A 24,521-nucleotide genomic window follows, 5' to 3' on the forward strand; every position below is an offset into this window, starting at 1 on the left:
GTATACCTTCGCTCTTGGCCGAAAGCGCCCTTCTCCCTAATCACCTATCGCTCATTCACATCTGATGCTGCTCCAGCAGAAATTCCACAAACAGCCGCACCCGCGCCGGCATTGTCGAGCCGCCCACAAATACGGCATGAACAGGTTCGCGGTCGCCCGGGTTGAAGGCTTGCAGCAAGGGTACAAGGTCACCACGCAGCATATCCTCGGCCACGCTGAACTCGCCGATGGGGGCGATACCGGCGCCTACGCGGGCGAGCAGGGCAAGCGCTTCGCCACTGCTGCATTCGATATTGCCGCTGACCTGGAGAGAGAATGTTTCGCCGTCGCGGATAAACGGCCAGTTGGGTTCAGCGCGGCGTAAGTTGAAACGCAGGCAGTTGTGATCGGCGAGGTCTTCCGGCCGCAGGGGAGTGCCGTGGCGCTGTAGATAGTCTGGTGAGGCAACCACGACCTGACAGGTTTCACCGATGCGGCGGGCGGCCTATGGGGGACTGCAGCCTTTTAAAAAGAAATTTGTCGCGGTATTGAGCACGTCCGACAAGTCGGCGCAGGCGGGAGGCAACAGACAGCGCTGCGACTCACATCACAGCGCTGTTCAACAGAGCATTTACTGCGCCGACTTGCCCTGCAGTTTTGCCCGGGCTTCTTCCTGGATTTGCTGCATGCGTGGCGCCATGTTGGCCATGCGTTGCTGCATCAGAACCATGGTGTTCTGCATGATGACTGGCATCTTCGCGACCAATGCCTCGCCCGCTTCGGAGCGGTAGAACTCCAGCATGGCATCTACTTCGGATTGCGACAGGGATTGCTGATAGATTTGGATGAACATCGGCTCCATCGAAGCCCAGCTGAGCTCCTCTTGCAGCAGGGCCACCATTTTCTCACGCATGTCATCGAGGACCTTGCGGTCAGCGGAAGAGATATCGTGCCCCTGAATAGTCTGCTCCATGGCCGCACGCATCATCTGGTCTGCCTGGGCCATCGCGCCCTCCATCAACTGACGCGAGTCGGTAATTTCCATCAACTCACGAATGGAGTCATCGCTGGGCTGGTCAGCGAAGGCGACCGGTGAAATCAAGGCAAAAACGATAGAAAGGAGGAGTTTCTTCACGACGTATCCTTACTGGTGACTGTTTGATTGAAACTTGCCGCCCCGTTATACCACAGCTGGAATCCGGCTTTGGCGCCACACTGGCTGGTTTAGCCGTGTCATCGCGGCAAGATGCTTCCACTGTGATCTGCTACGCCCTTTCTTTACCCGCCGTGCCGCTCAGCCGTACACCCCGCTGATGTGCTGACGAATGAGCGTTGCCATACCCTGAGCACCTTCGCTTGCGTGTTGCGGAACATGCAGCTCGATCGCAAAGTCAGGCAATGATGGCAAGCCGGCCTCCTCTCCCAGTACCCGAAAGCCATCCGGCACCAATGGGCGCAGCCACGGGGTCAAAGCCAGACCGCTCTGTACTGTCGCCAGGGTGGTGTCGACTGAGGCGTTTTCAAATATCACACGCCAGCCTATGTCAGCCTCGGCCAGACGAGAGAACACCACAGGTCGAAAGGCGCAGGTCGGGGTTACAAAACACAACGGCAACGGCCTTTGGCTAAACACGTCCTCTGCGCTGGCCAGCCAAACCAGCGGTACCAACGCCAAGCGTTCTGCCGTGCTCTCGGCCTCTGGACACTGCCGGATGGTCAGGTCGATCAGCCCCTTGGCAAAGTCACTCATCAGATCAACGGATGAACCGGACACAACGATGACTTCGACATGCGGATACGCTTGAGAAAACGCCTTGAGCACGGGAGCGACGTACGCGCCAGCCATATCGTAGGGTATGCCGATCCGTATGATCTCAGTGATGGTCGCGCCAGCCATAGAAGCGCACAGACTGTCATTGAGATCCAGCAGCCGCCGCGCTTTGGGCAAGAACTCGACGCCCTGGGCGGTTAACTGCGCTCCACGCGAATCGCGCTCCAACAGTTTGCAGGCAAAAAACGCTTCCAACCGCTTCACCTGCTGACTGATTGCGCCTTGGGTCAAATGCAACTGACCCGCGGCGGCGCTGATGCTGCCGGTTTGCGCTACGGCAACGAAGGCACGAAGCAGGACAAGGTCAATATGACGAACCAAGGACATGTGAGTGGCCATTACGATTGCTAATACTCCCAGTATAAACATTCGATAGGCGGTGCTGTTCCGTCCAGCTAAGGTAGCCTTCTTTTGCACGGAGCCATGGTTATGATCGCGAGTAAGAACAGCACCAACGTCGAGGCAGCGCTGGCTCGTATTACCCAGTACTGGACACCCCAGATCATTGGCCAGGTCAATGATCAGTACATCAAGGTGGCAAAGCTCAAAGGCGAACTGATGTGGCATTCCCACACCGATGAAGACGAGCTGTTTTGGGTGGTATACGGCGAGCTGAAGATTCAACTGGAACAGTCGGAGGTCACCCTTGGCCCTGGCGATTTTTACGTAATCCCCAAGGGCACGCCACACAACCCGGTCGCCGCTGAGGAGTGTGGCATCGTCTTGATTGAAACCGTGACTACCCGCCACACGGGCGACGAAGTCAGCGACCGAACCGTGCCTATCGAGCGACAGCTGGGCTAAACCGGGCGCGCCGGCAGCTCATTCAGGGTTACCCCACTGGAGGACACGCGCCAAACGGCCGACCAACTGAGAGGCCTGTTCGGGGCTGGTGATATTGGTAAAACCAAGCATTAAGCCGCACCTGTGATTGCCTTCCAGATACCATTTTGACAAGGGCTGGACCGCCAGCCCTGCGGCTTCGGCACGCACAGCCAGCTCAATGTCACCACCCTCGCACAGCTCCACCAGCAAGTGCATGCCGCCCGCCTGGAGGTGGATGCGGATACGGTCAGCCAATTGCTGCTGCAGCGCATCGACCAGCCATTGCCGTCGCTCGGCATAGAGGCTGCGCATTTTCTTCAGATGCCGCGCGAAGTGACCTTCATTCAGAAACGCAGCCACCGTCGCCTGCAACACCTGAGGACAGTGGCTGTGCAGGCGATCCGCTTGCCGGGCAAAGGCCTGGCTCTGCTCCGCAGGCACTACCAGATAGGCCAGCCGCAGCCCCGGGAACAGGACCTTGCTGAAGGTGCCGGTGTAGAGTACCCGCCCCTGCTGGTCGAGGCTTTTGAGTGCCGGCAACGGCTTGCCCTGGTAACGGTACTCACTGTCGTAATCATCCTCGATGATCCAGCTACCTTGCCGTTCTGCCCAGGCCAGCAACGCCAGCCGACGCGCCAGTGACAACGATACGCCCAACGGACTCTGATGGGTCGGCGTGACCAGCGCAAAGCGTGCGTGCGGGGAACGGGCGACACCCTGAGAGACGTCCAGTCCGTGTTCATCTACCGGCACTGGCACCAGCTGTGCGCCAGCCTCCAGCAGCGCGTTGCGGGCCAGAAAGTAGCCCGGCTCTTCCAGCCAGCACGCATCGCCTTGCCCCATCAGCGTATGGCAAATCAAATCGAGACAGGCTCGATAGCCCGCGCACACGAAAATCTGATCCGGGTGGCAACTGATCCCGCGTGCAATTCCCAGGTAGGACGCAATGGCTGCGCGCAGCGGCGCGTAGCCGTGCGAGTCAGGGTAAACAAGGCCGTCAAGGCCGGCCTGGCGCAATTGCCGACCTGCCAACCTTACCCAGAGCTTGCGAGGAAACGCATCCAGCGCGGGAAGGCCCATTTGCAACGGTAGCGGCGGCTTGCCGTCATGAATGGCTGGATAGGCGGTCGAGATAGCGGGCGCGCGAGGCACACAGCCGGCAACCGACGCCAGCTGCGGAGCGACAAAGGTGCCGGCCGCCCCGCGGGCGATCAGATACCCCTCGCCAATCAGCAATTGATAAGCGGACTCGACAGTGCCGCGCGCCACGTTCAGCTCCGCCGACAACGCACGCGCGGCGGGCACTCGATCACCGGGCTGTATACGACCGTCAGCAATGGCGTCACGAACCCGCTGATAAAGCTGGCGATAGATCGGCGTTGACTGTCGACGGTCGACATCGCTGGGAACAAACATGGCCTACTCGTTTAAGCGTTTTTTGGCTCTATAGCTTAAGCCATCGCGTTTATAAGCTGGGCTCCTGTTTATCACAAGGCGACGACCGTGCCGTACACACTTGAACACCTGGATGGTGACAATGCGTTTGCTGCCAGCTTTGAACTGATGCGCGTATTGCGCCCGCATATCACCCGGCTGGACGATTACAAAGCGCAGCTCGCTCGCCAGAGCAGGCAGGGCTACCGGCTGCTGGCGGCCTCAGGCACCGAGGGCATCGTTGGTCTGATCGGATACCGTGAACTGGAAAATCTGCTCTATGGCCGTTTCATTTACGTCGACGACCTTGTGGTGACGCCCGGTATCCAGAACAGCGGCCTGGGACGGCAGCTGTTAAAGGCAGTGCGCGAGGTCGCAGAACAACGCGACTGCGACCATCTGGTGTTGGACACCGGCCTGCATATGCCGCTGGCCCAGCGTTTCTATTTCCGCCAGGGCCTGCTGGCGCGAGGGTTACATTTCAGCGAGAGCCTGCGAGCGCAAAACCTGCCATGAAGAGCCTGTTACTGATCAACGCGAGTCCGTATGGACAACACTCCCATGCCAGTCAGCTGGTGCTTGAATGGGTGGCGTCGTTACGCCGCCAGCATCCCGGCCTTGAGCTGATTGAGCGCAACCTCAGCACAGAGCCATTGCCACCAATCGATGTGGACTACGCCCACGCCCTGACCAGTGCCGAGCTATTTGCTTCGCCAGTATTCAAGGTATCCGAAGAGTTGATCGGCGAACTGGAACGCAGCGACATGCTGCTTATCACCACGCCTATGCATAACTTCACGGTGCCCGCCGCGCTCAAACTCTGGATCGACTACGTCCTGCGTATTCACCGGACGTTTAGCTCCACACCGAAGGGCAAAATAGGCCTGCTCAGCGACCGGCCGGTACATGTCCTGGTCAGCTCCGGCGGGTTTCACCGGGCCGAGCAGGCACGCCAACCGGACTTCCTGACCCCTTACCTGCGTCAGGTGCTCAACACACTGGGGCTCTTCAATCTGCGCTTCACGTATCTGGAGGGACTGGCGTTTGATGACGACGCCGTGCTCGCAGCGGTTGAAGGCGCCCGAACTTCGCTGTGGCAGGACCAATCACTCGACCGCCATGACCTGGCTAGACCTTTCTCTCATACGGAGTGTTAACCATGAGCCAACTTAGACTGCCGTTCCAGTCGCTATCACCTGAAGCCTACCAGGGCCTGCTCGCTACCAACACGGCGCTGGCCAAAAGCGCGCTTGGCTTGCCACTGCTGGAACTGGTGTATTTGCGTATCTCACAGATCAACGGCTGCGCTTTCTGCCTGCAAAAGCACTCGCAGGCATTGCGCGAAGTTGCCGTGCCGCAGGACAAGCTGGATTGCCTAGCAGGCTGGCGGGTGAGCGCGTTGTTTGACGAGCGCGAGCGCGCCGCCCTGGAGTGGGCAGAGACGCTCACCGGCATCAGCGAAAACGGTGCGCCAGACGCGGTATACGAACCGCTGAAAGCGCACTTCAGCGATAACGAAATATCTGATCTAACCCTGGCGGCCGCCCTGATGAACGCCTTCAATCGACTCGCGGTAGGGATGAACCTCTAAGCACCGCAACACACGCAGCCATGCCGCTTCATCAATCCGCTGAGGGAGCGGCGACCTCCCACCCGAGTTCGCCCCGAGTGATCGATAACAGCTGCTCCTGCAGCGCATCGACTGCCGTCGTGGGCAAGCGCAGATGTAAACACACAGCCTGCCCGTGACTGACCGTAAGCAGCTCACCGCCGAGTTCGGCAATCAGGTTGCGGGCGACACCTTCATGGGCATAGGCCAGCTCGCAGTTCAGGGTCTGAGCAGGAATGTGCTCGATTTTTTCCGCCTGCAGCAACGCCTGTGCTACCGCATCGGTATAGGCCCGCACCAGCCCGCCAGCACCCAGCTTGACGCCGCCGAAGTAGCGCACGACCGTCGCCAGCACACCATCGAGCTGTTGATGCCGCAGCACATCCAGCATCGGCCGCCCCGCCGTGCCCGAGGGTTCACCATCGTCCACCGCCGCGCTGTGACCACCCGCCAACAACGCCCAGCAGACATGTGCGCAACCGGGGTGCTGCGCGCGTAACTCATTAACCCGCACCTGCGCTGCGGCGCGATCGGTGCAGGGTTCGACGCAGGCAAGGAAGCGGCTTTTACGGATTTCCAGCGTGTGAGAGACGGGCTGAACAAGACTGTACATGGCGCTAGGATAACCCGGTAGCCACGCTGCATACAGTATTGAGAAGCCCAGCCAAAGCCACGTTGTCGGCAGAAAAATTCTGGCAACAACCGGTATCCCGGCTCTATTCGACACTCTAATATTGGCCGCATCTGACCAAGCAGCCGAGAAACAAACGGTTGCACGCAGGAGCGCCTAGATGAACAACCTCAAGCCGGGGCTATATGCAAACAACACAGGCCGTTGAGATCGGGTTGGTACTGTATCCCGGCGCACAGCAGGCGGCTGTGCTCGGCCTGACCGACCTGTTTGCCGTAGCCAACCGTGAGGCACTATCGCACCTGCCGCACGCCGAACCGCCGTTGCGCATAACCCACTGGCAGCAAAACCAGCCTGGCGACCTGCCCGTGCGCGTGTTTGACAGCAGCTCTGGCGCGTCGGCTGATGCGCTGCTGTCGGCGCTGATCCTGCCGCCCACCTTGAACGAACCGGTTTTTGCCGATGACACAGGCACGCTCAGTGCTTGGCTGGTAGCACGCCATGGCGAGGGCGTTGCCTTGGCATCGGTCTGTGCGGGCGCTTTCCCGCTGGCTGCGACCGGGCTGCTGACTGGCCGCAAGATGACCACCCACTGGGCCTATGCCACGCTGTTGCAGGAGCGCCATCCCGACGTACGCGTGGATGCCGATCAACTCATCATCGACGATGGCGACATTATCACCGCCGGCGGCCTGATGGCCTGGACTGATCTGGGGCTAAGGCTGGTTGATCGGCTGCTGGGGCCGACCGTCATGATCGAGACAGCACGCACACTGCTGGTCGATCCACCCGGCCGCGAGCAGCGTTATTACAGCCTGTTTTCACCGCGCCTGACCCACGCAGACGCGGCGGTACTCAAACTGCAGCACTGGCTGCAAGCCACTCAGGCCAAAGAGATGGCGTTACCAATCCTGGCGGCGCAGGCCGGACTGCAAGAACGCACGCTGCTGCGCCGCTTTCAGAAAGCCACCGGCATGACCACCACCGAATACTGCCAGCGCTTGCGCGTGGGCCGCGCACAAGAGCTGCTGCAGTTCGACAAGGCCTCAGTGGAGCGCGTTGCGTGGGAAGTTGGCTACAGCGACGCTGGCGCGTTTCGCAAGGTATTCACGCGTATTGTCGGCCTGTCACCCGGCGAATACCGCCGCCGGTTTGGCAACAGCACGCGGGCAAGCAGCTCATAGATGCTTCTGCCGATACGGGACAACCCTGTGTCGTTATCAACACCTGAAATGTCGTTGCCGCCACTTATCTGCCCGTTGCCAAAAGCCGACCATGACGGCTTTCCATCACCCGAGGTGAAACGTCATGAAAAAAGCCGGCTTGATTGTCATCGATCTGCAAAACGATTATCTCCCCGACGGCAAGCTGCCGCTGACGGGCATAGAGGCGGCCGCAAAAAATGCCGCCGACGTCATCGCCGCTGCCAGAACAAGGAGCGTGCCAGTGTTTCACGTGCGTCATGAATCGCCCGACAGTAATGCGCCTCTATTCGCAGCGGGCTCAGTGGGCGCGCAGATTCAGACGTGCGTAGCGCCCGTTGAGGGTGAGCCGGTCATCGTCAAGCGGCATATCAACGCCTTCCGCGAGACCGATCTCAAGCAGCAGCTGGACCAGCACGGCATTGAAGAGGTTGTGGTGATCGGGGCAATGAGCCACATGTGCGTCGACGCTTGCGTGCGGGCTGCCGTTGATATGGGCTACCCCGCCACCGTGCTGCACGACGCCTGCGCCACGCTGGATCTTGAGTTCAACGGGGTGACAACGCCTGCGGGCCAAGTGCAGGCGGCCATGATGGCGGCCTTCGAGTTTGGCTATTGCGCCGTGATCTCGACGCAGGCCTATCTCGCCGCGCAGTAAACGGCAGGCCACGGCCACGCGTGACAATCGCCGCGAAGCCGCTGACGCTGGACCATCATCAAGCAAGTGATCTGCAGGTGCGGTTAACCGCGCGCCTGCAGATCACGTTGCTCCATCATTGCCAGCGCACCGGTAATCAGCGCCCGCATACCCTCGGCAAACTCAGCCTCCATCTCGGCCACCTCCGTTGCGCGATCGGCTTCTCCCGTGACTTCCTGACCCGCTACCGAGTACACCGTATCGGCCACGGCAATGCAGTGAAACGCCACCGTCGCCAGCAGCCACCGCGCGTGATCCTTGTCGATACCGTAGCAGCGCGCCAGCTGACTCTGATGCTCGTCGATCTTGTCGAGCATGGGCTGTGTTGCCGCCAGCCGGCGAATCACATAAGGCGTCAGCCCCGGATTACATTTGACCAACGCCTGGGCGGACGCCGAGAAGTCGATCAGGTAGCCCATTAGGTCAGATGGGCTCTCACTCGCGACCGGGGGGATCTGCCACCGGCTGAAAATGGCTTCCGCGACCATCTGCTTGAGCGCTTCCAGACTGGGTACGTGCTTGTACAGCGCCATGTGGCTGACGCCGAGCGCTGCTGCCACCCCAACAAAGGTGATGTTGGGCAAGCCCATTTCAATGCCGGCGTTGACGATGCGTTCTGGCGTGATCTTTGGCGGCCGACCACGGGTAGTCGGCCGTTCAGTCTCCTGCATGTTTACCCCTTGCTTGCTGGCGTGTGCGGGCGCATCAGCTGGACCGTTGAGAACGTCCGGCTCGCTTTCATGATGCAATCAATTCTCATTTAGTTTATAGTCATGCAACTAATTCATTTGGACGCGCTATTCTTCCATGAGTTCACCTGCCAAGACTATGGTTAATACCAACCAACCTGGCCCCATCAGTCAGGTGCTGGCCCCGATTCGCGGCCACTTGATCGTTTCTACACTGCTGGCCGGTCTGGGCACCATGCTCACGCTAGTGCCGCTGGCCGGCATTGCCCACATTGCCGCTCTTGCGCTGGGTCAGCCTGGCTTGACCAAGCTGTGGCCGATGCAGCCGCAGAGCGCAGTCGGCTGGACGGTGGCCGTCAGCGTGATCTGCCTGTTTATCGGCATGACACTAATTCTGGTCGGTGAACTGACTGCGCATCTGGCTGATAACAGACTCGTCCACCAGCTGCGGCTCGCCACGGCGCAGCGGCTGGCCAAGGTCCCCTTGGGCTGGTTCAGCAACCGGACATCAGGCGAAGTCAAACAGGCAATGCAGGACGATATTGTTACGCTGCACAGCCTCACCGCCCACTTCTACACCGCGGCAGGACGCGCTTGCGGTGTGATCCTCATCTCCGTCGCCTATCTGCTTTGGCTGGACTGGCGTATGGCTTTGCTGGCACTGCTGCCCTTTCCCGGCTTCTTTCTGTTTCTGCGGCGTGCAATGAACACGGACGACGCCCCCAGGCAGGACTTCGTCACCCAGCTGGGACGCCTCAACAGCGCCACGGTCGAATTCGTTACCGGCATCCCTGTAGTCAAAGCCTTCGGCGTGACGGGTAAGGCTCATGCCAATTATCGAGACGCCGTCGACAGCGTTGCCAAGGCGTTCACCAAGCTGACTGGCCCCCTGGTGGCCTCAATGGCTCACGCACACGCCATGATTGCCCCCATTACTGTGCTGGGTGTGGTTCTGGCGAGTGGAACGGTGTTCGTTGGCCTGGGCTGGATGACTCCGGTAGAGATACTGCCTTTCGCGCTGGTCGCGCCCGGCATCTGCGCTCCGCTGCTGATGCTGCACACCCTGCTGCACGATCTTGGCAGCGCCACCGGCGCGGCGCAGCGGGTCATCGGATTGCTGGAAACTCCCATCCTTGAACCGATACCCGCGACACAGCAGCAGACGCCAGTCGGCAATGAAGTGCGTTTCCACAACGTCAGCTACGCCTATGATCCGCAACACCAGGTGTTATCGGGGGTCAGCTTTACCCTGCAACCCAACACCATCACCGCTATCGTTGGCCCATCGGGCGCGGGGAAGTCGACCCTGGCCCAACTGCTCCTGCGATTCTTCGATCCAACCGAGGGCAACATCACCCTGGGCGGCGCAGACCTGCGCTGTATCGAAGCCTCACAACTCTACCGCCACATCGGCTTTGTACTGCAGGACGTGCGCCTGATCCATGCAAGCGTGCGCGACAACATCGCGCTCGGTCACCCCTCAGCCAGCGCGCAGGAAATCGAGAGCGCCGCACGGGCAGCCAATATCCATGATCGCATTCTGGCCCTGCCCCGCGGGTACGATTCGGTGATCGGCGAGGATGGGCAGCTGTCCGGCGGTGAGCGCCAGCGTATCAGCGTAGCCCGTGCGGTACTGCTCGACCCGCCGGTGCTGGTACTCGACGAAGCTACCGCCGCAGCAGACGCACAGAACGAGGTCGCGCTGCAGAACGCATTGTCCGATTTCGCCCGGGGCAGAACGCTGCTGGTGATCGCCCACAGACTGGATACGATCATGCACGCGGACCGCATTCTGGTGCTCGAGGACACCCGCATCGTCGAGCAGGGCACCCATGAGCAACTGCTGCAGCGTAATGGCCGCTACGCACAGCTATGGATCAAAGGTGGCTATGACATACCCGCCGCCGAGGAGGTCCAGCCATGCTGAAGACATTAGTGCAGTTGCTGGGAGAAGACGCAGGCATCTTGCGTCGCTATAGCTGGATGGCCGTTCTCTACGGCGCGCTTTGCGGGCTAAGCATAGCCAGCGTGGTGCCGGTCATCACCCACCTGCTGAGCAACGACGTCCGCGGGGCAACGCCCTGGCTGCTTGCCTTGCTTGCCGGTGTCATCCTTTGCTGGGGCCTGCGACGCCACGTTGAGCAGGCGGGTATCCGCGTAGGTGTGGCCATCCTGCAGGGCGCTCGCCATCGGCTGGGCGATCAGATGGCAAGCATGCCGGTGGGCTGGTTTTCGCCACAGAACACTGCGCGCCTCAGCCATGTGGTCACCCAGGGCATGATGTCCGTTGCCCAGCTGCCGGCGCATGTGTTCACCCCGGTGATTGCCGGGGTAATTACCCCGCTGGTACTGGTTGGCGCCCTGCTGGTGCTGCACTGGCAACTGGGGCTGATTGCACTGCTGGCATTGCCTCTGCTGGCCGCCGTATTGGGGCTGTCCTCGATGCTGGCAAAACGCGCCGACAGCGCATTTCAACAGCGTTTTGCTGAAGCCAGCCAGCGCGTGGTGGAGTTTGCCCAGGCTCAATCGGTACTCCGCGCCTTCAATGGCGAGGGCAACAGTTTGCGGCTGCTGGAGGACGCATCACTGCAACAGCGTCGGTCCGGCATGCGGCTGATCTGGCTATCCTCGTCAGCCGCCGTCATGAACAGCTGGGCGGTACAGGCGGTGTTTGCCGCCCTGCTGATTTGTGCAGCGTTTTGGCTTAACAGCGAACTGGACGGCGGTCTGCAGAACGGCGACATGGCGGCCCTGATCGCGGCCCTGCTGTTGGTCAGCCGTTTTGTCGATTCGCTACAGGAAGTCGCAGGCTACAGCGAGGTCGTACGCAATGCGCGCGGACAGCTCGACGCGATAGAGGAGCTCTACGCCGTCGAGCCCCTGCCCGAGCCCGACAGACCGCAAATACCGCGCGACAGCGCCATCGAGCTGGTTGATGTTCACTTTCGCTATGCCGCGCAGGAGGCAGAGGTCCTGCGCGACCTGAATGTACGTATCGAGGCCGGCAGCATGACCGCTTTGATTGGCGAATCAGGCTCGGGCAAATCCACCCTGGCGGGCCTGATTGCACGCAGCTTTGACGTCAGCGAGGGTGCCGTACTGGTGGGCGGTGTCGACGTGCGACAGATAGCCAGCGCGCAACTGGCTGGGCAGATCAGTCAAATATTCCAGAACACTTATCTGTTCACCGGCAGCATCGCCGAGAACATACGCCTGGGTAACCCTGATGCCAGTGATCCCGAGGTTCGGGAAGCAGCAGAGCTGGCCGGCGTTGCAGAAATCATTGCGCGCCTGCCGCAGGGGCTCGAAACCCAGGTTGGCGAAGGCGGTACGCGCCTGTCTGGCGGCGAACGCCAGCGCATTACCATCGCACGGGCACTGCTCAAGAACGCGCCGATTCTGCTGGTCGATGAGGCAACGGCGGCGCTGGATACCGAGAGTCAGGCTGTCATTGCCGAGACGCTGACGCGGCTGCGCGGCCAGCGCACGCTGGTGGTCATCGCCCATCAGCTCTCAACCATCGCCCAGGCGGATCAGATCGTCGTGCTGGAAGACGGCCTGATCGTCGAGTGCGGCGCGCCCAAACAGCTGCAAGCGCAACAGGGACGTTATGCGCACTTTCTCAAGCAACGCCAGGCAGCCGCTGGATGGCGCATTAACCAGCAAGTGCCGACAGGAGCGCGCAATTAATGCGGGCTGGCCTGGCTATTGTGCTCGTGGTGTTGGCTTGCCTTTCGCTGATGATAGGTGCGCAACAGCTGGCCTGGTCCGAGCTGGTGCAGCTGTCTCCCTCCGCCTGGCTGACCTTGACCGCCAGCCGCTTGCCGCGTCTGGCAGCACTGCTGCTCACGGGCGTCGGGCTGTCGGTTTGCGGCGTGATTCTGCAGCACATCGTGCGCAACAAATTTGTTGAGCCGGCGACCTCGGGCGGCCTGGACGCGGCCAAGCTGGGTATCCTGGTCGCACTGGTGCTGATGCCATCAATCGGCACGCTCGGCCGGCTGCTGTTCGCCCTGACATTCAGCTTCCTTGCCTGCCTGATCTTCATCGCCATTGTTCGCCGCATCCGCTTCGCCAACACCGTTCTGGTACCGGTGATCGGCCTGATGTACGGCGCGGTGCTAAGTGCAGTTGCTGAGTTTTATGCCTACCGGCACAACATTCTGCAAAGCATGCAGGGCTGGTTGCTGGGCGACTTCTCCAAGATCGTCCAGGGCAACTACGAGATCATTTACCTGATACTGCCGGTGGTCGTGCTGACCTATCTCTTTGCCCACCGTTTCACCGTGCTAGGCATGGGCGAAGGCATCGCCACAAGTTTGGGCCTGAACTACCCGGTTACCGTTGCGCTGGGGCTCATACTGGTCTCGGTCACCGTCTCCGCAACGGTCATCACGGTCGGCGCCATTCCCTTCGTCGGCCTGGTCATACCCAATCTGATCGCCCTGCTGTACGGCGACAATTTGGCCCGCACCCTGCCCCTGGTGGCGATGGGCGGTGCGGTGTTACTGCTGGCCTGCGATATTCTCGGGCGCCTGCTGATATACCCATTTGAAATCCCCATCGGTCTGACCGCAGGGGCCGTAGGCGGTGTGCTGTTTCTGGTACTTATCTACTGGAGAAGCAGACGATGCGCCTGATAACCCGTTACGCTGTCTGGCTTGGGGTCGCGATGTTGGCCCTGACCTTCCTGTTGCTCAATTCCGGGCTGGATTTCGACTACGTCATTCCCAAGCGCCTTGGTCGCCTGGTCGCGATGGTCATCGGCGGGATCTGCATCGCCTGGTCATCCATCCTGTTTCAGACCGTCACCGGCAACCGGATACTGACGCCGGCAATCATGGGTTATGAGGCCGTTTACCTGCTCCTGCAGTCGCTGCTGATATTGGCTCTGGGCGCGCAGAGCCTGGTGATGCTGGGTGCCAACGGCAACTTTGCTATCTCGGTGTTACTGATGCTCACCTACTCGTGGGCAATCCACCGCTGGCTGTTTCGTGATGGCAGGCAGAACCTGTACTTCCTGCTGCTGTTGGGGCTGGTGCTGACCATGGTCATCAGCACCCTTACCCAGTTCATCCAATTTACCGTCAGCCCCGGCGAATTCTCTATCCTGCTGGGCTTTAGCCAAGCCTCCTTTGGCAAAGCAGAGCCCGCCCAATTGATCATATCGAGCCTGCTGGTAACCGCCGTGTGGCTGGTTTTTCGCCGCAACCTGCCGACACTCGATGTACTGTCACTGGGCCGGGATCAGGCCATCTCACTGGGGGTGGACTATCAACGCAGCGTTCAGGGATACCTTGCCCTGATCGCCGTACTGGTCGCGATATCCACCAGCCTGCTGGGGCCAACCGCCTTCATGGGTATTTTCGTCGCCAACACGACCTACGCATTGACGCGCAGCTTCAAGCACCGCCTCACCCTGCCCATGGGATGCGCCGTCGCCATCAGTCTTTTCATTGTGGCCCAGCTCGCGGTGGAGCACCTCTTCAACTATCGAACCAGCGTCGGCATCCTCATCAACCTGGTCTGTGGCGCCTGGTTCCTGATGCTGATGGTACGCAGCCGGGGGACGGCATGATCACGGTAACAAACCTATCCAAGCGCTATGGCACCAAGGCGGTGCTATCTAGTGTGAATGTAGCCTTTCCGACCGGCCAACTGACGTCGCTCATTGGCCCCAACGGCGCAGGCAAGACAACGCTCCTGATGATGATTGCCCGACTGCTGGAGCCAAGCAGCGGCAGTATTCAGCTCGACGGCACCGAGATCAGCCGTATCCGCATTAACGACTACGCCAAGCGCGTCGCCACCCTGCGCCAATCACCCGACTTCAATCTGCGGCTGACCGTACAAGAGCTGGTGGCCTTCGGCCGCTTTCCCTACAGCCGAGGCCTGCTCACGGTCGAGGATCAGCGCATCATCGACGAGGCCATCGCCTTTCTGACGCTGGATGCGTTGCGCGATGCCTATCTGGATGAGATCAGTGGCGGTCAACGCCAGATGGCGTTTTTGGCCATGACCATCGCCCAGCAAACCGAGTATCTGTTACTCGATGAGCCGCTGAACAATCTCGATATCAAACACGCCGTACAAATCATGCGCGCCCTTCGCCGACTCTGCGACGAGCAGGGTCGCACCGTCGTCCTCGTGGTCCACGACATCAACTTTGCCGCCAACTACTCGGACCATATCGTCGCCATGAAGGCCGGTGCCGTGCACTACGCAGGGACCGTGCCGGACATCATGAGCGAGCAAAAGCTGCGGCAGCTGTATGACCTCTCGTTCAAGGTCACACGGGACGCGCATGGCTACCTCTGCAACTACTTCACCCCGTCAGGAGAACTGGAATGACCCTTATGCACCCGCGGTGGACGGCAACATTACTGCTGGCAACAACAGCAGCACTGCTCGGCTGCAGCGATTCAGCGGCAGAAGCGCCGCAGGCATCGCCTGAACCAGTCGCCACCGAAACCACCGAACATCAGGCCTACACCCCGGTCACGGTGCACCACCAGTTGGGCACTACGGTGATAGAGCACCGACCGCAACGCGTGGTGGCCCTGGATATGAATGAAGTCGACTTTCTTGACCTGCTCGACATTCCGGTTGCCGGAATGCCAAAAGACTTTATCCCCCACTTTCTGGCCAAATACCAGGACCAACCAGACATTCAGGACACCGGCGCCATCGTCCAGCCCAACCTGGAAAAGGTGCATGCCGCCAGGCCCGACCTGATTCTGATTACCTCGTTGCAGGCGCGCCACTACCAGGAGCTGAGCGAGATCGCGCCGACGATCCACTTCGACGTGGACTACCGTGACAGCCAGGCGCAACACCTGGATATCATCAAGCGCCACCTCCTGACCCTTGGGCAGATATTCGAGAAAGATGAACTGGCCCAGCAGGCAGTTGCCGATCTGGATCGCCAGGTCGAGCGGGTGCGGCAACTAACCCGAGATCGTCCTGAAACAGCGCTGATCGTACTGCACAACAACGGCGCCTTCAGCGCCTTTGGTCCCCACTCACGTTATGGTTTTGTCTTCAACGCGCTGGGCGTCAAGTCTGCAACGCCGGCGGGCGCAGCCGGGCTACATGGCCGGCCGATTTCCAGCGAGTTCATCCAGCAGGCCAACCCGGATGTGATTTATGTGGTTGATCGCACCGCTGTCATGGAGCACCGCCCGGCGCTTAACGCAGACACCTTGGGCAACCCGCTGCTGCGGCAGACCAACGCGTGGAAAAACGGCCACGTCGTTTTTGCCGATGCGCAAGCCTGGTACGTGACCGCCGCCAGCGTGAACTCGATGAAAATCATCATTGAGGACGTGATCAGCGGCTATCAGAACGAACCCTAGCCAGGCCAGGCCTGGCGTGCGAACCCACTCGCTTAAAAGCAAATGATTATCGACAGCCTTATGTCTTTTCTTAATAAAACAAACAACCTAAACCACGAGGGAGCCAACGTGAACCACCACTGCCAACACCGAGCCACTGGCTCAACAGCAACAACGGGGTCCGATCAGCCCGCATTTCCCCTGACCCGCCTCGCGACGGGCATGCGTGCGGCGATACTGATTAGCGTGTCAGCCGCAGGCCTGAGCCTCGCAACGTCGCCCGTGTACGCAGAAAGTACTGCGGATGAAGAGGAAGCGGTACTGCGGGCCATCACCGTAGAGGGCGAGGCCGAAACCGTCGAGAGCTACGCTGGAGAGCAGGTGGCAACCGGTGGCCGTGTCGGGTTTCTGGGTGAGAAGGACTTCATGGAGACGCCCTTTTCCACCATCAGCTACACCGAAAAATACATCGCCGACCAGCAGGCACGCGACATCAGCGACATCATCGCCAAAACCGATCCTGCCGTGTATACCAGTGGCATACCGGGCGAGAGCCAGGAAAGCTATTCGATTCGCGGCCTGTCATCCAGCGTCGGGGATGTGACCATGAACGGCCTGGCCGGCATGGCGGCGTACTACCGCAACTCACCAGAGATGTTCGAACGCGTCGATGTGCTCAAGGGGCCCTCCGCCTTGCTCAACGGTATGCCGCCGAAGGGCTCGGCCGGGGGAACTGTCAATCTCGTCACCAAACGAGCCGGTGATGAACCGCTAACGCGGTTGACGGCCAGCTACATGTCCGATGCCCAGTACGGTGGCCATATTGACTTGGGCCGTCGTTTTGGCGAAGACGGGCAGTTCGGTGTGCGTTTCAACAGCGTATATCGCGACGGCGAAACGGCGGTCAACGATCAGGACAAGAAGGTGACCATGTCCTCTGTAGGGCTCGATTGGCGTGGCGAGCGCATGCGCCTTTCAGCCGACCTGTACCAGAGTGAAGACAACGGTAAAGGCTTGACCCGCGGCCTGACGCTCGCACCAGGCGTATCACTGCCCAGCGTGCCGGACCCCGATGTTTCATGGAATCCACCTTGGGCTTTCTATGAAAGCAGCGACGAAGGCGCAATGCTGCGCGGCGAATTTGACCTGAGCGACCACCTGACCTTCTACGCCACAGGCGGCTCGAGTGAAACCGAGTTCAAATCCAACATGGGCGCCGGCCGAATACTGAACGATGCCGGCGACTTTGAAATCAACTTCAGCGGCGTCGCGGACAAGATTGAACGTACATCAGCCGAGGTTGGCTTGATGGGCGACGCGACTACCGGCGCAATCGGCCACGAGTTTGCGGTCAATGCCACCTATTACGACGAAGACTACCACCTCAACGGGTTTAGAAATCTGCTCCCCAGCCCCTGGGTAACCAACATATACGACCCCGTCTGGGGCCCTGAGCCTGCGCTTCCCTCCTCCATTATGGCCATTACCAGAACGCAGACACGCCTTACCAGCCTGGGCCTGGCCGACACGCTTTCATTTGCCCAGGAACGGGTACAGCTGACGCTTGGCGTCCGGCGTCAGGAGGTCAGAACAGACAGTTTCAACGGCACCACCGGCGCGCGGTTGAGCAAGCGATATGACGAGAGCGCAACCTCTCCGGCGGTCGCCGTTCTGGTCAAGGCCAGCGAAGAAATATCACTCTACGCCAATTACATCGAAGGCCTCAGTCAAGGGTCCATCGCACCGAACACAGCCGACAATGCCGGCGAAGTCTTTGCCCCTTACAAAACCAAGCAGCGGGAGGTCGGCATCAAATTCGACCTTGGCGAATTCGCCCATACCCTCGGCGTGTACGAAATAGAACGCCCCAGCAGCTATACCGATCCAACCACCAACGTCTTTTCCTTTGGCGGCGAGCAACGCAACCGAGGCGTTGAGTGGGGCTTCTTTGGCAGCCCGCTGGATTCGGTTCGGCTGATGGGCGGCGTGGCCTACTCGGACGCGGAAGTAACCAAGGCTGCCAGCGATGACAATGAAGGTCAGCAAGCAGTGGGCTTGCCCAAGTGGCAGGGCAAACTGGGCGTCGAGTGGGATACGCCTATGCTGCCCGGCTTAACGCTGACGGCCAATGCCACCTCGGTCTCCAAACAGTATCTCAATGCCGACAACTCATTATCGATTCCGGGCCACACGGTTTTTGATCTGGGGGCAAGACACTCATCGGTCGTGTCAGATCATCAACTGACGCTGCGCGCGGCGGTAACCAACGTCGGCAACAAGGCCTACTGGGCCAAGCCACACTACACCAGCCTGGCGGTGGGAGCGCCACGGACAGTCAATCTCTCGGCCACCGTGGACTTCTGATCGAGGCGAGCAGCAACGGCGTATGCTGCCTGCGACACCAACAAAAAACCGGGCACAAGGCCCGGTTTTTTTACACCAACCAAATCAGAAGCAATCCAGCGGCATGTCCAGCGTGGTGCGATCAGCACTGCGCAGTACCTCTGCCAGCGCCATCGGCTTGGGCAGTTCGTAACGCAGGAAGTAATCACAGGCATTGAGCTTTCCTTGATAGAAGCTCGCCGGGCGCTCGCCGCCGTTCTGCAGACCGCGCAATGCAGCCTGGGCCTGACGCAGCCACAACCAGCCGACCACCAGATGGCCGAAGCACTCCATGTACAGGTAGGCATTGGCCAGCGCGCGATCCGGGTCGCTCTTCTTCATCGCCTGCAGCGCATCGGTGACGCCTTCGACGGTGCCCAGCGCAGCGCTCAGCAGCTCCGCGTTGGCTTTCAGCTCGGCGACGTTGGCGCACTCGGCCAGAGTGGCGCGAATGCGGGTCAGCAGGCTTTGGTAGAAACGGCCACCGGCCATGCTCACTTTACGGCCCAGCAAATCCTGACCTTGAATACCGTGGGTGCCTTCATGAATCGGGTTCAGGCGGTTGTCGCGATAGAACTGCTCGACCGGATATTCACGGGTGTAGCCGTAGCCGCCGTGCACCTGAATCGCCAAGCTGTTGGCTTCCAGGCAGAACTGCGACGGCCAGGATTTGACGATCGGTGTGAGCAGGTCGAGCAAACCAGCAGCTTCTTCGCGCGCTGCGGCATCCGGTGCGTGCTTCTTCTCGTCAACCAGGGTCGAGGAGAACAGGCACAGCGACAGACCACCCTCAACGAAGGCTTTCTGCGCCAGCAGCAGACGACGAATGTCGGCGTGCTGAACCAGCGGGATCATCGGGGTTGCCGGATCACGCTCGGCCAGACCACGGCCCTGGGTACGCTCGCGGGCGTATTCCAGCGCGTGCAGGTAACCGGTGTAACCCAGCATGACCGAACCCAGGCCCACGCCGATGCGCGCCTCGTTCATCATGTGGAACATACCGGCCAGACCGTTGTGCGGCTCGCCGACCAGATAGCCGACCGCGCCGCCCTTCTCACCGAAGTTGAGCATGGTCGAGGTGGTGCCGCGGTAACCCATCTTGTGGATCAGACCCGCTAGTTGCACGTCGTTGCGCTCGCCGAGGCTGCCGTCTTCGTTGACCAGGAACTTGGGCACGATAAACAGCGAGATACCCTTGGCACCGGGCGGTGCGTCGGGCAGCTTGGCCAGCACCAGGTGCACGATATTTTCGCTCAGCTCGTGGTCACCGGCAGAGATAAAGATCTTGTTGCCGCTGATGCGGTAGGTGCCGTCTTCCTGCGGGATCGCGCGGGACTTGATGTCGCCCAGCGAGGAACCGGCGTGCGGCTCGGTCAGGCACATGGTGCCGAAGAAGCGGCCGGCCATCATCGGCTCAGCGTAGCGCTGCTTCTGCTCATCGGTGCCGTGGGCCATGATCAGGTTGCAGGCGGCGATGGTCAGACCGGCGTAGGCCTGGGTGCTGACGTTGGCGCCCTTGATCAGGCCGATACAGGTCTGGGCAACGGCTGCCGGCAGCTGCATGCCGCCGCGTTCGTAATCCTGCGAGGCAGCCATCAGGCCGGTATCCCGCAGCACGGCCAGCGCCTCGGAGACTTCCGGACGAATCACGACCTTACCATTCTCGAAGCGCGGCTCGTCTTCATCGCACAGGCGATTGTGCGGTGCGAAGGTTTCGCTCGCGACCTTCAGCGCCAACTCGATGGCGGCATCAAAGGTATCGCGGCTGTGGTCTTCGTAACGCGGGAATTGGGTAAAACGTTCGATATCCAGCATTTCATAGAGCAGAAACGCCAGATCGTCGGTATTGATGATTTTTTGGGACACGGAAAATTCCTCTGGAATTTTTAGCTACAAGCACCAAGCCTAAAGCGGCAAGCGAACCCCAAAAGCGAAACCCGAGCATGGCCCGGGTTTGCTTGCAGCTTACGGCTTGAAACTTACGGCTGGGGTCAGACGATCTCGAACAGACCGGCTGCGCCCTGGCCACCGCCGATGCACATGGTGACAACCACGTACTTGACGCCACGACGCTTGCCTTCGATCAGCGCGTGACCGGTCAGGCGAGAACCGGTTACACCGTAGGGGTGACCGATGGCGATGGAGCCGCCGTTGACGTTCAGGTTCTCAGCCGGGATGCCCAGCTTGTCGCGGCAGTAAACAACCTGGGAAGCGAAGGCTTCGTTCAGTTCCCACAGACCGATGTCGTCCATGGTCAGACCGTTGCGCTGCAGCAGGCGCGGAATGGCAAAGACCGGGCCGATGCCCATTTCGTCAGGCTCGCAACCGGCGACGGCGAAGCCACGGAAGATACCCATCGGTTCAACGTTCAGTTGCTCGGCAACCTTGCTGTTCATCACGGTACAAACGGATGCGCCGTCAGACAGCTGGCTGGCGTTACCGGCGGTGACGAAGTTGCCTGGGCCACGAACCGCCTGCAGGGAGGACAGCGCTTCCAGGGTGGTGCTCGGACGGTTGCACTCGTCGCGATCCAGAACCACTTCCTGATCGGAGACTTCACCGGTTTCCTTGTTCTGGACCTTCATGATGGTCTTGAACGGCACGATTTCGTCGGCGAACTTGCCACTCTGCTGACCGGCAGCAACGCGCTGCTGGCTCAGCAGGGAGTACTCATCCTGCGCTTCACGGCTGACGTTGTAGCGCTGAGCTACGATGTCGGCAGTTTCGATCATGGACAGGTACAGCTCCGGCTTGTTCTTCATGATCCATTCGTTGGTGCCGTGGAACATGTTGATCTTGTCGTTCTGGCACAGGCTGATGGACTCAACACCACCGGCGACGATGGCCGGAATCTTTTCGCTGACAACGCGCTGGGCAGCGATGGCGATGGACTGCAGACCGGAGCTGCAGAAACGGTTCAGCGACATGCCCGCGGTGGTAACCGGCAGACCGCCACGGATGGCAGCCAGACGCGCCATGTTCTTGCCCTGGGCACCTTCGTGGAAGGTCGCACCGAGGATCACGTCTTCAACCAGCGCCGGGTCGATACCTGCGCGCTTGACCGCTTCTTCGATCACGAAGCCGGCCATGTCAACACTGTGGGTGTTGTTCAGTGCGCCGCGATAGGATTTGCCCAGGCCGGTACGGGCCGTGGATACGATAACTGCGTCTGTCATGTTGTTGCTCCTGTTGAAATTCAAGTACATCAACCTGCGGCCGGGGTTGCCCCTCAGCCCGGCTGGCCCTGCTGTTCACCCCAGCGTGTCAGCGTGTCCCGTGCCTCCCGGTAGGGTTTAAGCCCCATGGCCAGAAGGATGATAGCGCCCAAGGTAATCACGCTGGCAACGATGAATATGGAATAACGAATCGCCATGTCGTCCTGGAACACGTAATCGGTGAACAAGGCGACGGCGGTCGGCCCAATACCCAAGCCGATCAGGGTAATGGTGAAGAGGTAGATTGCCGAAGCCTGACCGCGCATGGCATTCGGCATAACCTCCTGAATGGCCGCCGGAGCAACGCCGAACGGCATCGCTACGGTAAAGACGTTGAAAAACATGATGGTCCACAGCAACGGCATGTTGTCGACCAGATACACCACATTGCACAGCAGGGTCAGAATAGCCGACAGCAGCCCCACCCGCATGTTGGCGTCGCGATAGCCGTGGTGTGCCAGAAAGTCGGCCAGACGGCCGCCAAAGACGATACCCAGTGACCCGGCAACCATTACCAGGCTGCCGTAGTAGATGCCCACTTCGCCCGGCGTCAGGCCGTGATTACGGATAAAGAAGGTCGGAATCCAGGCCGATGCGCCGTAGGAGGCAAAGGACAAACAGGCAAAACCGAAGTTATGACACAGCACGGCTTTGCGAATACCGAGCAGGTAACGACCGACATCCTTCAGCGGCACGGCAACGCCAGCGCCAATCCCCTTGCGGCTCGGCTCCTTGATAGCCAGCAGTACCAGGCAGAACATCAGGCCTATGGCACCCAACACCAGGAAGATCAACTGCCAGGGACGCACTTCGCCCAATACCGGCAGGACCATCGGCCCCTGGGCATTGGCCCAGGTCACCACCAGCCCGCCGAGCAGGAAGGCTGCGCCGGCACCAAGATAGATGCCCATGGCGTACACACTGATCGCGGTCGCGCGGCGGTTAGCCGGAAAGCTGTCGGCAATCAGCGAGTAGGCAGCAGGCGACAGCGCCGCTTCACCAGCACCGACTCCAATCCGGCCGATGATGAAATGCCAATACTGCTGTGCCAAGCCGCAGAACGCAGTCATCAGGCTCCAAACAGCCACACCGCCGGCGATCAGGCCACGACGGCTTTTGGAGTCGGCAATCCGCCCCAGCGGAATACCAGCCACAGTGTAGAAGACGGCAAACGACAGTCCCATCAACAGGCTCATCTCGGTATCGGATATCTGCAGGTCATGGCGAATCGGACCAACCAGCAGGTTCAAAATCTGACGATCAATAAAAGACAGAACATAGGCGATCAACAGAATTCCGACCGTCAACCACGCTCGTTTCGGCGACGGGTAGCTATTATTCTCGTGCACGCTATGCTCCATTTCTTGTAATTGGAATTATCAGCATGTCGAGACTAGCAGGTCCGCACAGCGAAAGTCGATTTCGAAATAAACTGATTAGCGCCCTCAATGCGTGCCTATCACCGGGGGCTATGTATCACTCAAAAGGTTTCCGAAACCGGCCTGACAGAGCAGTCGAAGCATGACTGCCCCACTTATTATGGTCGGCGCCGGTCATGCCCATCTGGTCGCACTGCGCGGTTGGGCCGAGCAGGGTTATCGTGCCCCGCCCGGTAGCGTGCTGATTTCCCCGGAACCCTTTGCCTGGTACTCAGGCATGATGCCCGGCCTGCTGGCTGGACGCTGGCGGGCGGAGCAGTGCCGTATCGAGCTGGCCCCGCTGTGTCGAGCGACTGGCATGACCCTGTCCAGCGGGCAACTGGTTCGGCTCGAGGCCGACGCCCGACTGCTGACCCTGGCCAGCGGTGAGCAACTGCGCACCGAACTGCTGTCGCTCAACAGTGGCGCGGCTAACCCCGCCCCAGCACAGAACGACGGCAGTTTGACGGTGATCGGCGCCAAACCCTTCGGCGACTTGCAGCAACATTGGCAGCACTGGCGGCGCAGCGGCTCCCCTGCCCGTCTGGCTATTCTGGGTGGCGGCGCGGCGGCGGTGGAGCTGGCTCTCGCGCTGCAACAGTCGCTGAGCACGTGCCAGATTCTGGTGCTCTGCGCCAACCGATTGCTGGGTGGACACCCACCGCGGGCTGCCCGGCTGATTCGCTCGCTATTCCACCGACGCAATATAGAGCTGCATGAGGGAGTCACCGTCACCGCAATCCGCAACGGCTGTCTGCAGTCGGCGTCCACCCCACCCCTTGCCGCCGAAGCCGTCATCCTGGCCACCGGCGCTGCGTCCGCAGCCTGGCAAGCCGACAGCAACCTGGCGACCGACCCCGCCGGCTTCATTCAGATCGCTGACACGCTGCAGAGCCAATCGCACCCGCGCATATTCGCCAGCGGCGACTGCGCCGCGCTGGCGGACTGCCCCCGCTCGGGCGTCTATGCTGTGCGCCAGGGTCCAGTACTCGGTGCAAACCTGCGTGCCATTCTGGACAAGCAGTCGAGCCTTCAGCATTACCAGCCGCAGCCCAGAGCACTTGCCCTACTGGCCACCGCAGACGATCAGGCGCTGGCCTGTTATGGGCCTTTGGCGCTGCGCAGCAGGGCTGCTCTGATGCTCAAGGACAGACTCGACACCCGTTTTATGCGCAGCCTGCAGAGGGACTGAGATCACGGTCTTACGACCCAAGACCAAAGATCGATTGTCTAGCCGCGAGACAGGTGGCTAAATGACACAGCAAACTACAATAA

At 60.3% G+C, this 24,521-nt stretch carries 22 protein-coding genes and 1 pseudogene; 14 read left to right on the forward strand and 9 right to left on the reverse strand.

What is annotated here, in order from left to right; all coding sequences use genetic code 11:
- Nucleotides 1-55: 55 nt before the first annotated feature.
- The 3 genes and pseudogenes from ACKPCU_RS15030 to ACKPCU_RS15040 all read right to left on the reverse strand — a co-directional run.
- Nucleotides 56-481, reverse strand: a pseudogene (locus ACKPCU_RS15030) (LysR substrate-binding domain-containing protein); the annotation flags it as partial.
- A gap of 129 nt (nucleotides 482-610) precedes the next feature.
- Nucleotides 611-1,114 (reverse strand): DUF2059 domain-containing protein, encoded by a 504-nt coding sequence (locus tag ACKPCU_RS15035; protein WP_104737795.1) that lies wholly within the window; start codon nucleotides 1,112-1,114, stop codon nucleotides 611-613.
- A 159-nt stretch (nucleotides 1,115-1,273) separates the two neighbouring features.
- A complete protein-coding gene (locus ACKPCU_RS15040; protein ID WP_321347936.1) occupies nucleotides 1,274-2,137 on the reverse strand; it encodes a LysR family transcriptional regulator in 864 nt (287 codons plus the stop codon).
- A 102-nt stretch (nucleotides 2,138-2,239) separates the two neighbouring features.
- Between ACKPCU_RS15040 and ACKPCU_RS15045 the strand changes: the two genes are divergently transcribed.
- Nucleotides 2,240-2,614, forward strand: a complete 375-nt coding sequence (locus tag ACKPCU_RS15045; RefSeq protein ID WP_321347938.1) for a cupin domain-containing protein — start codon at nucleotides 2,240-2,242, stop codon at nucleotides 2,612-2,614.
- An 18-nt stretch (nucleotides 2,615-2,632) separates the two neighbouring features.
- On the opposite strand, the gene pdxR is transcribed toward ACKPCU_RS15045, so the two are convergent.
- Entirely contained in the window at nucleotides 2,633-4,051 is a 1,419-nt protein-coding gene (gene pdxR / locus ACKPCU_RS15050) for a MocR-like pyridoxine biosynthesis transcription factor PdxR (RefSeq protein ID WP_321347940.1), read from the reverse strand.
- A gap of 87 nt (nucleotides 4,052-4,138) precedes the next feature.
- Here pdxR and ACKPCU_RS15055 point away from each other — a divergent pair, with 87 nt between their 5' ends.
- The 3 genes from ACKPCU_RS15055 to ACKPCU_RS15065 are packed head-to-tail and all read left to right on the forward strand — an operon-like array spanning nucleotide 4,139 to nucleotide 5,660.
- Nucleotides 4,139-4,585: a GNAT family N-acetyltransferase gene (locus ACKPCU_RS15055; protein WP_321347942.1), complete on the forward strand. Its 447-nt coding sequence runs from the start codon at nucleotides 4,139-4,141 to the stop codon at nucleotides 4,583-4,585.
- Entirely contained in the window at nucleotides 4,582-5,226 is a 645-nt protein-coding gene (locus ACKPCU_RS15060) for an FMN-dependent NADH-azoreductase (RefSeq protein WP_321347945.1), read from the forward strand. Before ACKPCU_RS15055 ends, ACKPCU_RS15060 begins: the two co-directional genes overlap by 4 nt.
- A 2-nt stretch (nucleotides 5,227-5,228) precedes the next feature.
- Nucleotides 5,229-5,660: a carboxymuconolactone decarboxylase family protein gene (locus ACKPCU_RS15065; protein WP_118129419.1), complete on the forward strand. Its 432-nt coding sequence runs from the start codon at nucleotides 5,229-5,231 to the stop codon at nucleotides 5,658-5,660.
- A 31-nt stretch (nucleotides 5,661-5,691) separates the two neighbouring features.
- On the opposite strand, the gene ACKPCU_RS15070 is transcribed toward ACKPCU_RS15065, so the two are convergent.
- Complete coding sequence (locus tag ACKPCU_RS15070) at nucleotides 5,692-6,291, reverse strand: IMPACT family protein (protein ID WP_321347948.1); 600 nt, start codon at nucleotides 6,289-6,291, stop codon at nucleotides 5,692-5,694.
- 203 nt (nucleotides 6,292-6,494) lie between these two features.
- Here ACKPCU_RS15070 and ACKPCU_RS15075 point away from each other — a divergent pair, with 203 nt between their 5' ends.
- Together ACKPCU_RS15075 and ACKPCU_RS15080 are read left to right on the forward strand one after the other, a co-directional pair.
- Entirely contained in the window at nucleotides 6,495-7,493 is a 999-nt protein-coding gene (locus ACKPCU_RS15075; protein ID WP_321347950.1) for a GlxA family transcriptional regulator, read from the forward strand.
- Between the two features lie 124 nt (nucleotides 7,494-7,617).
- Nucleotides 7,618-8,169 (forward strand): cysteine hydrolase family protein, encoded by a 552-nt coding sequence (locus tag ACKPCU_RS15080; RefSeq protein WP_321347952.1) that lies wholly within the window; start codon nucleotides 7,618-7,620, stop codon nucleotides 8,167-8,169.
- 83 nt (nucleotides 8,170-8,252) lie between these two features.
- Here ACKPCU_RS15080 and ACKPCU_RS15085 read toward each other — a convergent pair whose 3' ends face one another.
- The gene (locus ACKPCU_RS15085) at nucleotides 8,253-8,879 is read right to left on the reverse strand and encodes a TetR/AcrR family transcriptional regulator (RefSeq protein WP_321347955.1); all 627 of its coding nucleotides are present in this window, start codon (nucleotides 8,877-8,879) and stop codon (nucleotides 8,253-8,255) included.
- Nucleotides 8,880-9,015: 136 nt separating this feature from the next.
- On the opposite strand from ACKPCU_RS15085, the gene ACKPCU_RS15090 reads away from it, so the two are divergent.
- The 7 genes from ACKPCU_RS15090 to ACKPCU_RS15120 all read left to right on the forward strand — a co-directional run bounded on the left by ACKPCU_RS15090 (nucleotide 9,016) and on the right by ACKPCU_RS15120 (nucleotide 18,595).
- The gene (locus tag ACKPCU_RS15090; protein WP_321347956.1) at nucleotides 9,016-10,824 is read left to right on the forward strand and encodes an ABC transporter ATP-binding protein; all 1,809 of its coding nucleotides are present in this window, start codon (nucleotides 9,016-9,018) and stop codon (nucleotides 10,822-10,824) included.
- Nucleotides 10,818-12,587: an ABC transporter ATP-binding protein gene (locus ACKPCU_RS15095; RefSeq protein ID WP_321347959.1), complete on the forward strand. Its 1,770-nt coding sequence runs from the start codon at nucleotides 10,818-10,820 to the stop codon at nucleotides 12,585-12,587. The genes ACKPCU_RS15090 and ACKPCU_RS15095 overlap by 7 nt, the downstream gene beginning before the upstream one ends.
- Nucleotides 12,587-13,537: an ABC transporter permease gene (locus ACKPCU_RS15100; protein WP_321347961.1), complete on the forward strand. Its 951-nt coding sequence runs from the start codon at nucleotides 12,587-12,589 to the stop codon at nucleotides 13,535-13,537. Before ACKPCU_RS15095 ends, ACKPCU_RS15100 begins: the two co-directional genes overlap by 1 nt.
- The gene (locus tag ACKPCU_RS15105) at nucleotides 13,528-14,475 is read left to right on the forward strand and encodes an iron chelate uptake ABC transporter family permease subunit (RefSeq protein WP_321347964.1); all 948 of its coding nucleotides are present in this window, start codon (nucleotides 13,528-13,530) and stop codon (nucleotides 14,473-14,475) included. Before ACKPCU_RS15100 ends, ACKPCU_RS15105 begins: the two co-directional genes overlap by 10 nt.
- Nucleotides 14,472-15,248, forward strand: a complete 777-nt coding sequence (locus ACKPCU_RS15110; protein WP_321347966.1) for an iron ABC transporter ATP-binding protein — start codon at nucleotides 14,472-14,474, stop codon at nucleotides 15,246-15,248. Before ACKPCU_RS15105 ends, ACKPCU_RS15110 begins: the two co-directional genes overlap by 4 nt.
- Nucleotides 15,245-16,252 (forward strand): siderophore ABC transporter substrate-binding protein, encoded by a 1,008-nt coding sequence (locus tag ACKPCU_RS15115; protein ID WP_321347968.1) that lies wholly within the window; start codon nucleotides 15,245-15,247, stop codon nucleotides 16,250-16,252. The genes ACKPCU_RS15110 and ACKPCU_RS15115 overlap by 4 nt, the downstream gene beginning before the upstream one ends.
- A gap of 261 nt (nucleotides 16,253-16,513) precedes the next feature.
- Nucleotides 16,514-18,595 (forward strand): TonB-dependent receptor, encoded by a 2,082-nt coding sequence (locus tag ACKPCU_RS15120; RefSeq protein ID WP_321347970.1) that lies wholly within the window; start codon nucleotides 16,514-16,516, stop codon nucleotides 18,593-18,595.
- 84 nt (nucleotides 18,596-18,679) lie between these two features.
- Here the strand turns inward: ACKPCU_RS15120 and ACKPCU_RS15125 are convergent, their stop codons facing one another.
- From ACKPCU_RS15125 to ACKPCU_RS15135, 3 genes are all read right to left on the reverse strand, one after another.
- Nucleotides 18,680-20,479, reverse strand: coding sequence for an acyl-CoA dehydrogenase (locus ACKPCU_RS15125; protein WP_321347972.1), 1,800 nt, complete (start codon nucleotides 20,477-20,479; stop codon nucleotides 18,680-18,682).
- A 125-nt stretch (nucleotides 20,480-20,604) separates the two neighbouring features.
- A complete protein-coding gene (locus ACKPCU_RS15130; RefSeq protein ID WP_321347973.1) occupies nucleotides 20,605-21,789 on the reverse strand; it encodes an acetyl-CoA C-acyltransferase in 1,185 nt (394 codons plus the stop codon).
- Between the two features lie 53 nt (nucleotides 21,790-21,842).
- Nucleotides 21,843-23,177 carry a spinster family MFS transporter gene (locus ACKPCU_RS15135; protein WP_104737813.1) on the reverse strand — a complete coding sequence of 445 codons (1,335 nt, stop codon included), beginning with the start codon at nucleotides 23,175-23,177 and terminating at the stop codon, nucleotides 21,843-21,845.
- A 172-nt stretch (nucleotides 23,178-23,349) separates the two neighbouring features.
- Between ACKPCU_RS15135 and ACKPCU_RS15140 the strand changes: the two genes are divergently transcribed.
- A complete protein-coding gene (locus ACKPCU_RS15140) occupies nucleotides 23,350-24,438 on the forward strand; it encodes an FAD-dependent oxidoreductase (protein ID WP_321347976.1) in 1,089 nt (362 codons plus the stop codon).
- The last annotated feature ends 83 nt before the right edge of the window (nucleotides 24,439-24,521 follow it).

Source organism: Halopseudomonas oceani (assembly GCF_963677335.1).
Taxonomy (GTDB): Bacteria; Pseudomonadota; Gammaproteobacteria; order Pseudomonadales; family Pseudomonadaceae; genus Halopseudomonas; species Halopseudomonas oceani.